The organism is Acinetobacter sp. SFB (genome assembly GCF_001647545.1).
Lineage (GTDB): Bacteria > Pseudomonadota > Gammaproteobacteria > Pseudomonadales > Moraxellaceae > Acinetobacter.
This window is the reverse complement of sequence record NZ_LSZH01000017.1, coordinates 56176-70743: the sequence shown is the minus strand read 5'-3', so window position 1 is coordinate 70743 and position 14568 is coordinate 56176. Positions and strand designations below refer to the sequence as shown.

The window sequence follows — 14568 nt, the reverse complement described above, 5'->3', positions numbered from 1 at the left end:
CATGAAAGCTTCGGCTTTTAAAGTTATTTCAATTATTGCTGGTTAACCCTTTCATTCATTTTTTTTGCTAAAAATGGATTGAAATTTAACCAAAATCATCCCAAAGAGATCGAATATGTTAAACAAAATCACGAGTATTGTTATTGCAATATTCGCTCTTGCTTTAATGTATATGAGTGGCAAATTACTCATGGTCGGAGGTAGCCCTGCCTATTTCCTCATTAGTATTGCCTTACTCATTACAGCAGCGTTATTGTTTCTTCAGAAAAAAATTGTCCTGACTTTCTACGCAGTAGTGATGTGGGCTATCCTGATTTGGATTATTGCTCAAGTCGGTTTCGATAAATGGCAATGGGTACCACGCGGTGCGCTTTTCGCACTTATTGGTTTATGGCTATCCCTACCCTTTGTTGTTAAGCCTTTATACAAAGCAGCTGTAGAAAAACCTGAAGCGGAAACCCGTAAATTTCACCCTTTCTTAGGCGGTACGGTTTGGCTCATGATTGTCATGGTCATTGGTCTCATGTTCTATGATTCAATTCGGGTCACAGGTGATATTCAAAATCCTGTCGAAGCTTCTGATGCGAATGTTGCTGATGAAGAATGGACGGCTTATGGCGGTAATCAAGATGGACTTCGTTTCTCTAAATTAATGCAAATTAATACTGAAAATGTTGGCAAACTTGAAAAAGCCTGGGAATTTCATACAGGCGATGTACGTGATCCAAAAGTGGATGCCTCTGAATATACCTTCCAAGCCACACCTCTTAAAGTCAATAGTGCATTGTATTTCTGTACTGCAAACAACCAAATTCATGCTTTAGAGCCTGAAACGGGTAAAGAAATCTGGAAATATGTGCCTAAACGTGAAGGTTCATATTTACAACAACACCAAACTTGTCGTGGTGTGAGCTATCTTGATCTTGCAAGCTTAACCGCAGTTTCAACAGCGGCTACACCTGCACCTGCAGCACCACAACAATGTGCTAAACGTATTTACACCACTACTGCAACGAATCCTAAGCTGATTGCTTTAGATGCAGACACAGGTAAATTGTGTGCCGGTTTTGGTGACAATGGTGAAGTTGATCTGTTGAAAAACATGGGCAAAATTTTGCCACACGTTTACATGCAAACGGCTGCACCTTTAGTCGCGGGTAATCTGGTGATTATCGGTGGTTCATCCATGGACAATGGTTATGAATCTGGCAACCCATCTGGTGTGATCCGTGCTTATGATGCTGTCACAGGTCAATTGGTATGGAACTTCGATCCAGCGAATCCAACGCTTACTGCACCACTTGCAGAAGGTCAACAATATCCATATGACACACCAATTGCGTGGTCAACCTTTACTGCTGATACTAAAAATGGTCTAGTTTATATTCCATTTGGTAATGGTTCACCTGACCTTTTAGGCTTAGGACGAGATGACAACAGCACTGTGGAAAAATTCCGTGATGCTTTGGTTGCGCTTGATCTTAAAACAGGTGCGTTAAAATGGAGTTACCAAACTTCAAATCATGACCTTTGGGATCGTGATAACCCAGCTCAAGCTTCATTACTTGATATTGATTATCAAGGTAAAAAGCAACCTGCAATTGTTTTACCCACCAAAGTCGGTAACATCTTTGTATTGAACCGTTTAACCGGTCAACCCATTTATCCAATTGAACAGGTTAAAGTATCACAAGAGGGTATTGCAGGTGAAAATTATGCAGCGACTCAACCTAAATCTGCACTTAACTTCTTACCTGAAACTTTGACTGAAAAATCAATGTGGGGTATGACGCCATTTGACCAAATGCAATGTCAAATTGGTTTCCGTAACAACCGTTATGATGGTAATCCTTGGACTCCTTCAACAGAGAAAGGTTCAATCATCTTTCCAGGTAACATGGGTGTATTTAACTGGGGTTCAATCTCAATTGACCCAGAGCGTCAAATCTTAGTCGCAACACCATTGCGTTTGGCTTACCGTTATAATTTGATTAAACGTACGCCTGAAACTGAAGAAAAACGTCTATTTACTAAAGACGGTACTCCATATTGGAATGAAAACTTCAAAGGTGTATATGCAACTCAAATTTCTCAGTTTGCATCTCCGTTAGGTGTTCCATGTATCGCTCCACCTTGGGGTCGTATGGTTGCTGTAGATTTAAAAACGGGTAAAACTGAATGGGTTCGTCGTATCGGTAATACTAAAAACCTTAAAACTACTTTCTTACCAATGCCATTCCCGTTTGGTTTCAACGTAGGTATGGTTGCTCATGGCGGTACATTAACCACTAAAGGTGGCATTGTATTCCATGCTGCAACTGCGGATAACTTCTTCCGTGCTTACGATGTCAACACAGGTGATAAACTGTGGGAAACTGAGCTTCCTGCGGGTGGTCAAGCAACACCGTCTACCTTCATCGGTAAAGACAAACAACAATATGTTGTTGTTGCTGCGGGTGGTCATGGTTCTATGGGAACCACACCAGGCGACAGCTTAATTGCATATAAAGTGAAAAACTAAGTTCAAATAAAAGGGGATTTCACCTCATTTGAACGTTAAAAAGAGAGCATAAGTGCTCTCTTTTTTAATATATCCAACAAAAAGCTTAATTCTACACTCAGACAAGGAGACTGTTAAGATAATGCACAGATTGAAAGCTTTTGCGGAATATTTAAAAATGAATTAGTTCAGCATTATAATTATAAAACACAAAATCAAATGGCAGATGTACTTTTACAGGTTTGCTGCCTAGAATCTGCCAAGTGGAAGTCTGCTGTAATTTCAGCACACATCAAAATTATATAAAATCAGAAAGCGTAATACGTTAAACAACAAGATTTACTTTCCTACTCAAATCTATAACAAAAATAGCTAAACCCAATTTAATTCAAAAATTTAAAATAGCTAAATACCACAAAGATCAATATAAAAAATTATCAGATAAAATAAGTATTAAAAATTAGAGTCCAACATACTCAACTGGAGTGCAGTTTATAACAGTCTTAAGTGTAAGCATTGGCTGTCTAGTAATAGAACAGTCATTGCGCTAGAAACAGTAATCATTTCCTAGCTATTCTTTTCTTGAAAGGTGACGGTTTATGGACATAACAACTGAAGACCCCCTATTTCAATGTCACTATCTGCCACGTTATTTAATTGGACTGATCTTTATCCCTGCCCTATTTATTGTTTTAGTACAACACTCACTCAACAGCTTCAATATGATTCAGGATTTCAGTAGCCTGATTCAGTATTTATTACATCAACCCCAATCAGGTTGGTTATTAGTGATACTGATCATTCTGCTGGCCTGTATTGCCATGAACCTAAAACTGGTAGTGACCCGCCAAACCATATCCATACAAAATATGGGAATAAAACTCAATATCGTGGTGCAGCGTAGTACCTTGTTTAAAGCCCAGCTTTATTCCTCACATGCCTCAAAGTATCGTGTACTTAAGCCATTTACAACAAAGGTATTGGATCCCAAAAGGTGGAAAAAGTGCAGTATCGGTTTTATTTTAAAACCTGAATTTCGAAAGAAATATAAAATGGCACATCTTGATCTAAACATGTTAAACAAAGACAACCGACAACAACTCATCCAGATTTTGGTGCAACATTATTCTTTAAATCCTAACGTTTTTTTAGACAGAGAACAATTTTCCAAGCGAAAACTACAGCATAAATTTTAATAAAAAAGCGCTTTTCGCGCTTTTATATTACTGTCTCTTTAAGCCGGGATACGAAGTACCTGTCCTGGATAAATATCATCGGCATTTTTTAACAATGGACGGTTAGCTTCAAAAATTTTGTTATATTGATTTACATCACCATAATATTCTTTTGAAATTTTAGACAAGGTATCGCCCGATTTAACTGTATAAAATTTACTTGCAGGTTCAGGCGTTGCAACAGTCATCCGATCATCAACTTTTGCGACATGATCAACATTGCCTACCGCCAGCACAATTTTCTCACGATCTGCCTGACTTTGTACTTGTCCCTTAATGGTCGCCAGATCAGAAGTGCTGTTATAACTCACAGATAAACCGGTTACAGGCAAGCCCAACGCTTTAATATGGCCCAGTAATTTATTTGCAATTTCTTGCGCAGATGGCTCTGCTGGATTAGTTGACGCTGCTGGAGTTGCCTGTGGTTCTGCTGACGCAGTATTTTTTTTACCAATACCTTTTACAAAATCAAAAAGACCCATTTTAGTTCTCCATCTTGTTATTTATGCTATTAAAAATAGTGTTCTATTTTTATACCTAAAATTCCGCTTCAAAAAGATGCTCTTTGGTCATGTAAAGGTAACGGTATGTAATAAAAGCGATCCCACAAGCATTTTGATTTTCCATTAAAAAAGCCACCTAAAAGGTGGCTTTCATTTTCAGCAAAGCTGAAACAACAATTAACCTAGTTTCTTAGAAACATAGTCAATAGCTGATTGAACAGTTGTGATTTCGTTAGAATCTTCATCAGGGATAGTGATGTCAAAATCATTTTCGAAAGACATAACAAGCTCAACTAAGTCCAAAGAGTCAGCACCTAAGTCATCCATAAAAGATGCTTCGTTTTTAATCTCTTCAGCTTTAAGACCAAGTTGTTCTGCAACCGCTTGTTTGATACGTAGTTCGATATCGCTCACAGGAATTCTCCTCATTGCTTGTGGCGTTTTTAATGCCGTTAGTTTAATTGAATATCTAATTTTTGGAAAGTTTATACATCAGCTAATTAGCTCATGTATAGACCGCCATTTACATGTAAAACAGTACCAGTAATGTAATTTGCTTTCTCGCTAGCCAGAAAGCTCACTGCATTTGCGATATCTTGTGGATCCCCTAAACGGTTCAATGCCACTTGTTCACTCATTTTCTTACGAATTTCTTCACTTAACTGTTCTGTCATTTCTGTTGCAATAAAACCTGGCGCAACAGCATTCACCGTAATTTGGCGACTACCCATTTCTTTTGCAAGGCTGCGGCCAAACGCTTCTATACCTGCTTTTGCAGCAGAATAGTTGGCTTGTCCCGGATTTGCAAAGTGGGCAACGACAGAACTGATATTAATAATGCGTCCAAAACGTGCTCTGGTCATACCTTTTAAAACACGTTTAGATAGACGGTATACCGCTTTCAGATGAATATTAAGAATGTCATCCCAATCATCTTCAGACATACGTAGTAACAAATTATCTTTGGTAATTCCGGCATTATTGACCAGTGCCAAAACAGGACCATATTTTTGTTCAATATCTGTAACTAAGGCATCAATGGCAGTCGCATCACGTACATCCAGCACTGCACCAGCCCCATTTTCAGCAAAGCTTGCAGATAATTTTTCTGCGCCTGCTTCAGACGTTGCCGTACCCACAACAAAATAACCGTCTTGAATTAATTGCTGAGCGATGGCAGCGCCAATTCCTCTGCTCGCACCTGTTACCAGTGCGACTTTACGTTCTTGTGTCATGCAATTTTCCCTTCAGCCACCAAAATGGCATTTAACGCATCCTCAAGACGACTTTTACTGTCTAGTGGAAATGCTTTTTCGATATTTGGTAAACGCTTCGCAAGATTGGCAAGGACATTACCCGGACCACATTCAACCACATACTCTACACCTTCGTCTTGCAGGTACTGCATGGTCTTGGTCCATTGTACGGATTGATACAATTGTGCAGTCAATGCCTGACGCACTCCTGCCACATCCATTGCGATTTTCGCATTCACATTTTGTATTACAGGAAGGTCAGGTAGCTCAATGGCAGTTTGTTCCAAAGCTGCTGCAAACTTTTCCGCAGCTGGTTTCATCAGTGAACAATGTGATGGAACAGAAACCGGTAATGCAATCGCCTTACCTGACTGTTCTTTTGCCGCAGCCATTACCGCTTCTACTGCTGCTTTATCACCAGCAATGACCACTTGACCTTGTGCATTGTAATTTGCGGCTTCTACCGAACCGTTCGCCTGTGCATTGACTTGTTCACAAAGCTTAATCACTTTGGCATCTTCCAGGCCCAAAATAGCAGCCATCGCGCCCTGTCCTTGTGGAACAGCTTCTTGCATGAGTTTACCGCGTAAATGTACCAGTTTAACGGCATCGCCAAGGCTCATCGCTCTAGCTGCAACCAATGCGCTGTATTCACCCAATGAGTGACCTGCAAGATATTTTGGTGCAACACCACCCAATTCCAACCACACACGCCACAAGGCAATACTTGCAGTCAGCAATACAGGCTGTGTAAATTCTGTTTGATTTAACCCTTCGCCACTTTGGGCAATGTGCCATAAATCAAAACCAATCGCTTCTGAAGCTTCGGCAAAAGTGTCGGTCACACCACTAAACTGTTCTGCAAGTTCAGCCAACATGCCCACTTTTTGTGAACCTTGACCAGGAAAAACAAATGCAGTTTTTGTCGCTTGAGCTGCTTGCTCGAGTCGTTTAGCAGACATATCAAAATCCTTTCATGAGTCTAAGCTCGTTTACGAAGCGAAATTTAACACTTAATTTTTGTTTTGGTAATTGCCAAATACAACAAAAAACGGCAACAAAAAAAGGGAGCTTTCGCTCCCATTTTTTCTACTAAGCTTGACGCTTAATATCACCAATTATTCAGCAGCAGCTGCTTTAGCGAACAATTGACGACCACGGTAGATGCCATCTTTAGTCACGTGGTGACGACGGTGAATTTCACCAGATGTTTGGTCTACAGTTAATGCATTCTCGGTTAAAGCGTCATGTGAACGGCGCATGTCACGGCGAGAGCGACTTTTACGGTTTTGCTGAACGGCCATGATGGCTCCTTACAAAGATCGAAAAAATGGATCAGAACAAATTCAGTTGTCTTATACTTTACAGTATAACACAAAAATTAGTTAAGTTTGCCCTTCAAACCTGCCAAAACACCAAACGGATTATCCCGTTTTTCTTCGGCAATGTCTTCATCGGCGGGTTGATGCTTATGCACACAAACATCATGCTTGGGAGACAAAGGCATCAACAATAACAATTCATCTTCTATCAGTGCGAGCAAATCAGCCGACGCAGGCGCATCAATGCTACCTTTTATCGTTGCTTCACCTTCACCTAAGACGATGAAATCAGCATCCTCATCCAAGCGCTCTATCAGTGATTCATCATCCACAAGCGCTAAATGAAAGTCTGAAACGAGAGGAATTTCAACGGTCTGCAGACAACGCTGACATTCCATTGGAACTTTCGTTTCAACATGTCCATCTAACCATACGATACGATGATACGCATCCATTGATAGTTTACAGTCAATGTTAATCAATTGATGATCAATTGATCCAACGGTTTCACGGGAAATACGAACAAAGCGAGACAATGGCAGGGTACCTGACCATGTAAAGCCTTGCTCAGCCCATTTAAACGGCTCAATCTGTGCCGGAAAGGTATTTGCTGACATAATTAAGGCGGCAATTCTACAAATTCATGGGTACTCTGTCAAAGATTAAGATACAATTTTGTACTTATTTAGACAGATCATTTGGGTAATACAAGTCATGCATCAGTTGCAGCCGCAACCTGAAGTCACCACTTCATTACGGTTAACCACTCATTCAACCTCAAATTCTGCGGTTTATTTAGACCATGTGCAACTTTCACCTTGGGCTAATTTGCAAACAGAAGTTCAACAAGTAGATTGGCTTATATTACACTTTAATCACTGGTTTTCCCACCTAAATGTGACGCTTGTTCGTGGTGATTTTGAACCTGAATATTTTCCAGCGACGAAAGACATTCCTGCTCGCATTCAGTTTGCACATGGTTTCTTTAATAGTGCGTTACACGAGATCAGCCACTGGAGCATTGCGGGCGACCAAAGACGATTAGTGGCGGACTTGGGCTATTGGTATGCTCCGGATGGCCGAAGTTCTGATCAACAGGCATTATTTGAACAGGTGGAAATTAAACCGCAAGCCATTGAATGGTTATTCTCTCAAGCTTTCGGTCGAAAATTCCGTGTATCTTTAGATAATTTAACCGGTGATGGTGGTGATGGTGCAACTTTTAAAGACAATGTATATGCCCAAGTTCAGCAATATTTTAATGGCAAAGCCAAACTTCCCAGCGATGCTGCACGCTTTATTCAGTGTATCTGTGCCTGTACACGAAGTGGCAAAACATTACAAAGTGATGAGTTTCAACGAAAAATGTTAGACTAAATTACATAAACGCATCAAAGCTTGATTGCAAGACTTTGTAATATCAACAGATAATGTCTAAAAATAAATCGGGAGAGAATAAATATGCTTCATTTAAGAGTACATCCTGATAATCCTCAACCCCGTTTAATCACGCAGGCGGTAGAACGTATTCGCGCTGGCGATGTGGTGGTCTATCCGACCGATGCCGCATATGCAATTGGCTGTCAAATCGGTAATAAAAATGCCATGGAGCGTATTGCACAAATTCGTGGCTTAGGGCCAAAGCATCAATATGCCATCCTGTGTTGTGATTTATCCGATATTGCCACCTATGCCAAGGTGGACAATGCCATGTATCGGTTGCTGAAAAATAATACCCCTGCTGTAACCACCTTTATCTTACCTGCAACCAGTGAAGTTCCTAAACGACTGATGCATCCTAAAAAGAAAACCATTGGACTTCGCATTCCCAGTAATCCAATTTGTCGGATGCTACTCAAGGAATTGGGTGAACCGCTTTTAACCAGCACACTGATTCTGCCCGACCATATAGATCCTTTAGATGATCCGTATGATATTGAAATGGAACTGGGCAAACGCATTGATGTGTTTGTCGATGGTGGTCTAGGCATTTTAAACACCACCAGTATTGTTGATTTATCCGGTGAGCATCCGCAAGTGATCCGTCGTGGGGTTGGTGATATAAGTGCTTTTGAGTAAAAAGCACTTATATATTATAATTTTAATATATTTCTCTTAATTTCATAAATTCAGAACAATTTTTAACCATTTGAGTATGCTCATAAAATTTTTCTCCTTGATGATTATAGACAATATATGTCCATGTAATTCCATCTTCTTCAAGCACATTTAATCTTGATTTAATCAAATCAGCATCATCTTTTGTACCTGTAGTAAGATTATCACAGGCTAGTTTTTGGACAGTTTGTTTTATTTTATCTTTAACTTTATCAGGAATTCCCGATTGACCAAAATCCTCGAGAGTTATACTGACTGTCATATGCGGATATTCATTTTTTAATAATTCCGCCCGATCATTATAGGAACTTAAAGAGGAAACCTCGACTCTAGTTCCTACTTTAGCGCTTTGCCCCGCTTGTCTAAATTGATCTTCTAGTTCATTTTTATAATGTCTGTCATTGAAGAATATAAATCCTCCAATAATCAACAATCCAATAACCACAAATTTAATATTCATACCCGCCTTTATTTATATTTATCAATAAATTATTACTGTGCAAAATATCACTTTTATTAATTTTTTCAAATATTCAGCGGAATTTTTTTAAATTATTTTTCTCATTAAGCTGTTAAATCCCTCAACCGCATCTTTTGTTGCCCATTTTGATCAAAATTATCCATTTTCAACCAGGCCTGATATGCTTTTTCCAATTCAGGCCATTCTTCATCCAGAATTGAAAACCATGCTGTATTACGATTTCGACCTTTGGCTATACGGTGCTGACGAAAGGTTCCTTCATACTGAAATCCAAAACGTAAAGCTGCACGTTTTGAAGGTTGATTCAAATCATCACATTTCCACTCCACACGTCGAAAGCCTTGCTCAAAACAAGTTTTTAAAAGTAAATAGATGACTTCTGTAGAGGCGGTAGACTGCTTCATTTGATGTGAAAAATAAACATTACCAATCTCTATGACATGATCCGCAGGACATTGATTAATTAGCCCTACCCATCCCACCATTCTATGGCTCACTTCAATTAAATAATGCGTTGTTCCTTTAAAGTCAAAATAGTTATCTAAAGCAATTCGCAACTCATCTGTCGTCTCAAAACCTGAATAAGGCAAATAAGTCCAACAACTGCGATCCGCTTCGGTTTTTACACATTGCCAAATTTGCTTAAAATGCTCTTCACTCAAGGGGGTTGCAGACAAATCATGTAATTTGACATTTTTACCGCATAGATTTTCTGCTACCAGATGAATGGACAAGGGATTGGCTACCGGAATCCCAATCATTTGACCATATTCGTTTTCTTGTACTTTTTGATAAAGTTTCATTTAGAATCAAACCGTGTTTATTTTAATTTATTTTATTTTGCGTAAAGAATTGCTTTTATGCCAGTAGAAAATAGATATTTAACAATGACATTGTTCAGCTAACTTTCACTTAAATAAAAATTCCCTATTTTTTTTAAGTTTTTTTGTCATTTGTTAGCTTTTGTAATTTATTTGAAAGCCGTTTTCCTTTAGACTACCCAGATTAATTATGTGCTTTTTCTTTCGATGCGAGATCGAAACAAAAGCCCCTCTGCATGCTTTTGAAAATTCGCGTGGCCTATAACTGTAATGAATCAACCGATCCATAATCCTATGGAGCAAGCTTCACCCATCCGCGTCATGGATGAGTGGCAAGAATCAATTCCAGAGGATTTATACATTCCTCCTGCAGCATTCGAAATACTTTTAGAGCATTTCGAAGGACCACTCGACTTCCTGATTTACCTGATTCAAAAAAGCGGTTTTGATTTATTACAACTTGATATTGCCCCGATTGCAGCTCAGTATTTATCCTATATGGATGCAATGAAGTCACTCAATATTGAACTTACCGCAGACTATATGGTGATGGCAGCTTTATTGGCCGATCTTAAATCGCGGCTCTTGCTTCCAAAAACAAACTCACCCATTGCAATTGAAAAAGATCCAAAACAACAACTCATTGACCGTCTCGAAACCTATTTACGGCTGAAACAAGCGGCTGAACGTTTGGGTCAGATGCCAGTCCTAGAACGTGATACATTTCCAACCAATGTCAGTTTGGGTCAGATTGCACAAAACAACGAAGGCTATGATATTGCTCTGTTACGCGATGCTTTATTTTGCGTGTTTAATCGCCCAGAACCAATCATTCATCAGATTCAGCAAGAACCGGTATTACTTGAAGAGCGCATTGCCTTTATTCAAAGCCGCTTACAGTCAGGTGAAATCCTACATTTCGAGGCCTTATTGAAACCGAGTCAAGGGCGGATGGGTATGGTGGTCACCTTTATGGCCATTTTAGAACTCACACGCCAACAAAAAGTAAATATTATTGCGACAGGTATTGAAGCGCCACTTGCGATTCAAGGAGTGTGGGCATGATGAATGATCAAGTCACACCTTTGTCTGTTGCAGATAACCAACATGAAGTTTTGATGCAACTGGAAGCCATTATTTTTGCCAGTGAAGCTGCTGTTTCAATTGCACGCTTAAAAGAAGCGTTCCAAAACAAGTATACTAAGCAAGAATTGCGTCAATTCTTGCAACAGCTTGCTATGCTACAACATGGCAGATCGATCGAACTGGTGGAAACCGCACAAGGTTTCCGTTTTCAGGTTCGTGCTAAATATCGCAATATCATTACTCAGGTTTGGCCAGAGCGACCAACTCGCTTGTCGCCAACCCTGCTCGAAACCGTTGCTGTGATTGCTTACCATCAACCAGTAACCCGAGCAGATATTGAACAAATTCGTGGGGTTTCAAACAATAGTCAAATACTAAGATCTTTGTTTGACTGGAACTGGATTAAAGAGTCCGGATTCAGAGAACTCCCTGGAAGACCCGCGTTGTTAGTTACAACGCCACAATTTTTAAATGCTTTTGGCCTGTCGTCTTTAGGTCAATTGCCTCCCCTGCAGGATGCCAAGGAAGCTTTTATGGCGCTCGATGCTCACGCACCGAAGTCATAGATAGGTGAACTGTTGATGATAATTTCTAAGGTTATGCTGTCATGAGTGAAAAATTACAAAAGGTGCTTGCACGCGTTGGTTTGGGTTCTCGCCGTTATATGGAAGAAGTCATTGCCGCTGGTCGTGTAAGTATCAACGGACGTGTTGCCCAAGTGGGTGAACGCATTGAACCAGGTGATGAGCTTCGCATCGATGGTCGTAAAGTCCAATTCCAGATTGAAGACGAAATTCGTCGTCGTGTTCTGATTTATTACAAACCAGAAGGTGAAATTTGTTCACGCAATGACCCTGAATCACGTCCGACCGTATTCGAACAGCTTCCTTCAATTCCAGGTGATCGCTGGGTGATGGTGGGCCGTCTAGACATTAACTCGACCGGTCTTTTACTGTTCACGAATGATGGTGAATTGGCCAACCGTCTCATGCATCCTTCAAATGAAATTGAACGTGAATATGCAGTACGTGTCATGGGTGAAGTATCACCACAACTCAAAAAGAACATGACTGAAGGCGTTGTTCTGGATGATGGTCCGGCAAAATTTGAATCATTTTCTGAAATTGGTGGTGAAGGGATTAACCGCTGGTATCAAGTAGTGGTAAAAGAAGGTCGTAACCGCGAAGTTCGTCGTATTTTCGAATCGCAAGGTCTTAAAGTTAGCCGCTTGCTTCGTACCCGTTACGGTACGGTAATTTTACCGCGCGAACTTCGTACCGGTCGTTGGATGGAGCTTGATAAAGGCGATATCGACAACTTGACCAAATCTGTTGAGTTGAAACCGCGTCAGGGTACTGGCCTGTTTGGTATGGCAAAACGTCGTAACGAACGTATGCAAGAAAAACCAATGGCTGCACGTCGTGGTGGTTATTTGCGTCAGCAACGTCGTGATAACGAAGGCGAAGCTCAGCCGGAACAACGTCGTGACCCGCGTCAAGCAAGTCCTGAACATGGCCGTACTGACAACCGCAGCGACAATCGTTTCAATAATCGCCCTGTTCGTACCGAAGGCAATACTGATAACCGCTTTAATACTCGTACTGATCGTTCTTCAGAACCACGTGGCGATGATCGTGGCAACCGTGCGCCTACTGAGCGTAACGGCAATACCTTTGAAAACCAAAACCGTGCTACAGATAAATTTGCACAACGTAAACCACCCTTTGGTTTAAAAAAAGGCTTTAAGAAATTTTAATTCTTAAATGCTTTTAAAACGAAAGCCACTCATTTGAGTGGCTTTTTTATCACTTTTTAGAAAGTGAACCTTTTAAAGCACCGGAATATCCATCCACTGCGCTTGAGGAAAATGTTTCGCCAAATACGCTTGTAAATACTCAGAAGTATCTTTAGAAATAAGCGGGTCTTGCGATTCATCATTCAGGTTATACGCCAAAGCATACAGTTCCAGACCACGACTTTTTAAAGCCTCCAGACTCAGCAAAGTATGATTAATACTGCCTAAACGCCCTGAACTGACCAAAATCACCGGGAATTTCTTTTCAGCCAAGTAATCAATGGTTAGCATTTCTGTGGTTAAAGGCACCATCAAGCCACCTGCACCTTCGAGCAAAACCACATCGTACTTTTCAGCCAGTTGCTTGGTTGCATCTGCAATTTTCTGAAAATCAATTTCACGACCATCAATTTTGGTCGCCAGATGCGGAGATGCAGGATAGCTAAATATTTCTGGCATGGTCAGCTTACTTTCATCTTCTGGAAACCAGCCCATCTGCATCATTTTACGGTGCTGTTCAATATCTTCAGAAATATCAGTATTACCGGTTTGGATCAGCTTTTGAGTAATGGTTTTTTTGCCCTGCTCATTCCATAACTTTGCCAGATAACCCGTGGTATAAGTCTTGCCAATACCGGTATCAATACCACTGATAAAATAAACAGGTGCTGTCATGACTTGCTCCGTGCAATGCAATAAATAGGATGATAGCTCAGCTGATAATGGCGCTGACCATTCTGCTCAAGTTCTGAAAATTGTAGATAATCTTGATAGAACTGCTGTAACGACTGTTTGCTCCAGCGATGCTGCGACGCTGTTGCAGTCACGCCTGTGGCTTTTAAATGTTGCAGTACTTCTTTAGGATGGTGAAAAGTTAATGTTTCAATATTTTCTGAAAGATGCAAAATCTCAAAATCCTGCTGCGTCAACTTTTCCTGAACACATTCAATACTTAGATAATTCAAGCCCTGTCCCGTCAATGCCTTAATTTCTTTTAAATTCTGCTGACCAAAGGTCGAAAAACAAAAATAGCCATCATTCATTAATGCATCCGAACATTTTTTAAATATTGCATCTAAATCACAGATCCATTGCAAGGCTGAACTGGATGCAATCAGATCAAGTGCTGGGGGAAAATCAAGTTGTTCTATATCACCAATCCGCCATTGCAAATTTTCTTTAACTTGAAAATGCTGTTGAACTTGCGGATACAGGTCATTTAAAAACAGTTGTTTGATTGCAAAATGCTGCAGCAGCAAATGAGTTAAATTGCCTGAGCCACAGCCAATTTCAAAAATACGATCCAGCCTGTTTTTGGATAAGTGTTCTTGCATCAACCCAATTAGATTCTGGCAAATCTTTTTTTGCACCACCGCATGTTCAACATAACTTTGCGCTGCTTTTTCAAAGCGCTGCGCGACCTGTGATTTATCAATATTCACCCAGCAAAC

The 14568-nt window shown here is 40.2% G+C and carries 17 protein-coding genes; 7 read left to right on the top strand and 10 right to left on the bottom strand.

Annotation, left to right across the window (positions count from 1 at the left end; all coding sequences use genetic code 11):
* Positions 1-115: 115 nt before the first annotated feature.
* Positions 116-2521 carry a membrane-bound PQQ-dependent dehydrogenase, glucose/quinate/shikimate family gene (locus AY606_RS14530; RefSeq protein WP_067870207.1) on the top strand — a complete coding sequence of 802 codons (2406 nt, stop codon included), beginning with the start codon at positions 116-118 and terminating at the stop codon, positions 2519-2521.
* A 578-nt stretch (positions 2522-3099) separates the two neighbouring features.
* The gene (locus tag AY606_RS14525; RefSeq protein WP_067870205.1) at positions 3100-3696 is read left to right on the top strand and encodes a hypothetical protein; all 597 of its coding nucleotides are present in this window, start codon (positions 3100-3102) and stop codon (positions 3694-3696) included.
* A 38-nt stretch (positions 3697-3734) separates the two neighbouring features.
* Here the strand turns inward: AY606_RS14525 and lysM are convergent, their stop codons facing one another.
* The 6 genes from lysM to AY606_RS14495 all read right to left on the bottom strand — a co-directional run bounded on the left by lysM (position 3735) and on the right by AY606_RS14495 (position 7433).
* Positions 3735-4217, bottom strand: a complete 483-nt coding sequence (lysM, locus tag AY606_RS14520) for a peptidoglycan-binding protein LysM (RefSeq protein WP_067870203.1) — start codon at positions 4215-4217, stop codon at positions 3735-3737.
* A gap of 198 nt (positions 4218-4415) precedes the next feature.
* Positions 4416-4652: an acyl carrier protein gene (gene acpP, locus AY606_RS14515; protein WP_004651013.1), complete on the bottom strand. Its 237-nt coding sequence runs from the start codon at positions 4650-4652 to the stop codon at positions 4416-4418.
* 86 nt (positions 4653-4738) lie between these two features.
* Positions 4739-5473 carry a 3-oxoacyl-ACP reductase FabG gene (gene fabG, locus AY606_RS14510; protein ID WP_067870201.1) on the bottom strand — a complete coding sequence of 245 codons (735 nt, stop codon included), beginning with the start codon at positions 5471-5473 and terminating at the stop codon, positions 4739-4741.
* Positions 5470-6456 carry an ACP S-malonyltransferase gene (gene fabD, locus AY606_RS14505; protein WP_067870199.1) on the bottom strand — a complete coding sequence of 329 codons (987 nt, stop codon included), beginning with the start codon at positions 6454-6456 and terminating at the stop codon, positions 5470-5472. The genes fabG and fabD overlap by 4 nt, the downstream gene beginning before the upstream one ends.
* Before the next feature lie 156 nt (positions 6457-6612).
* Positions 6613-6798: a 50S ribosomal protein L32 gene (gene rpmF / locus AY606_RS14500; RefSeq protein ID WP_067870197.1), complete on the bottom strand. Its 186-nt coding sequence runs from the start codon at positions 6796-6798 to the stop codon at positions 6613-6615.
* Between the two features lie 77 nt (positions 6799-6875).
* Positions 6876-7433 (bottom strand): YceD family protein, encoded by a 558-nt coding sequence (locus AY606_RS14495; protein WP_067870195.1) that lies wholly within the window; start codon positions 7431-7433, stop codon positions 6876-6878.
* A 97-nt stretch (positions 7434-7530) separates the two neighbouring features.
* On the opposite strand from AY606_RS14495, the gene AY606_RS14490 reads away from it, so the two are divergent.
* Positions 7531-8193: an elongation factor P hydroxylase gene (locus tag AY606_RS14490; protein ID WP_067870193.1), complete on the top strand. Its 663-nt coding sequence runs from the start codon at positions 7531-7533 to the stop codon at positions 8191-8193.
* Positions 8194-8277: 84 nt separating this feature from the next.
* Positions 8278-8895 carry an L-threonylcarbamoyladenylate synthase gene (locus AY606_RS14485; protein WP_067870191.1) on the top strand — a complete coding sequence of 206 codons (618 nt, stop codon included), beginning with the start codon at positions 8278-8280 and terminating at the stop codon, positions 8893-8895.
* A gap of 22 nt (positions 8896-8917) precedes the next feature.
* Here AY606_RS14485 and AY606_RS14480 read toward each other — a convergent pair whose 3' ends face one another.
* Both AY606_RS14480 and AY606_RS14475 read right to left on the bottom strand, forming a co-directional pair.
* Positions 8918-9394: a hypothetical protein gene (locus tag AY606_RS14480; protein WP_067870189.1), complete on the bottom strand. Its 477-nt coding sequence runs from the start codon at positions 9392-9394 to the stop codon at positions 8918-8920.
* Between the two features lie 104 nt (positions 9395-9498).
* Positions 9499-10218 carry a GNAT family N-acetyltransferase gene (locus tag AY606_RS14475; protein ID WP_067870187.1) on the bottom strand — a complete coding sequence of 240 codons (720 nt, stop codon included), beginning with the start codon at positions 10216-10218 and terminating at the stop codon, positions 9499-9501.
* A gap of 288 nt (positions 10219-10506) precedes the next feature.
* On the opposite strand from AY606_RS14475, the gene AY606_RS14470 reads away from it, so the two are divergent.
* Genes AY606_RS14470 through rluB form a run of 3 tightly spaced genes read left to right on the top strand, consistent with a single transcriptional unit; the run spans position 10507 to position 13078 of the window.
* Entirely contained in the window at positions 10507-11301 is a 795-nt protein-coding gene (locus AY606_RS14470) for a segregation and condensation protein A (protein ID WP_067870185.1), read from the top strand.
* Positions 11298-11888 carry an SMC-Scp complex subunit ScpB gene (gene scpB, locus AY606_RS14465; protein ID WP_067870183.1) on the top strand — a complete coding sequence of 197 codons (591 nt, stop codon included), beginning with the start codon at positions 11298-11300 and terminating at the stop codon, positions 11886-11888. The genes AY606_RS14470 and scpB overlap by 4 nt, the downstream gene beginning before the upstream one ends.
* Before the next feature lie 41 nt (positions 11889-11929).
* A complete protein-coding gene (gene rluB / locus AY606_RS14460) occupies positions 11930-13078 on the top strand; it encodes a 23S rRNA pseudouridine(2605) synthase RluB (RefSeq protein WP_081408421.1) in 1149 nt (382 codons plus the stop codon).
* A 72-nt stretch (positions 13079-13150) separates the two neighbouring features.
* On the opposite strand, the gene bioD is transcribed toward rluB, so the two are convergent.
* Both bioD and bioC read right to left on the bottom strand, forming a co-directional pair.
* Positions 13151-13792 (bottom strand): dethiobiotin synthase, encoded by a 642-nt coding sequence (gene bioD / locus AY606_RS14455; RefSeq protein WP_067870181.1) that lies wholly within the window; start codon positions 13790-13792, stop codon positions 13151-13153.
* Entirely contained in the window at positions 13789-14559 is a 771-nt protein-coding gene (bioC, locus tag AY606_RS14450) for a malonyl-ACP O-methyltransferase BioC (RefSeq protein WP_067870179.1), read from the bottom strand. The genes bioD and bioC overlap by 4 nt, the downstream gene beginning before the upstream one ends.
* Positions 14560-14568: the final 9 nt, after the last annotated feature.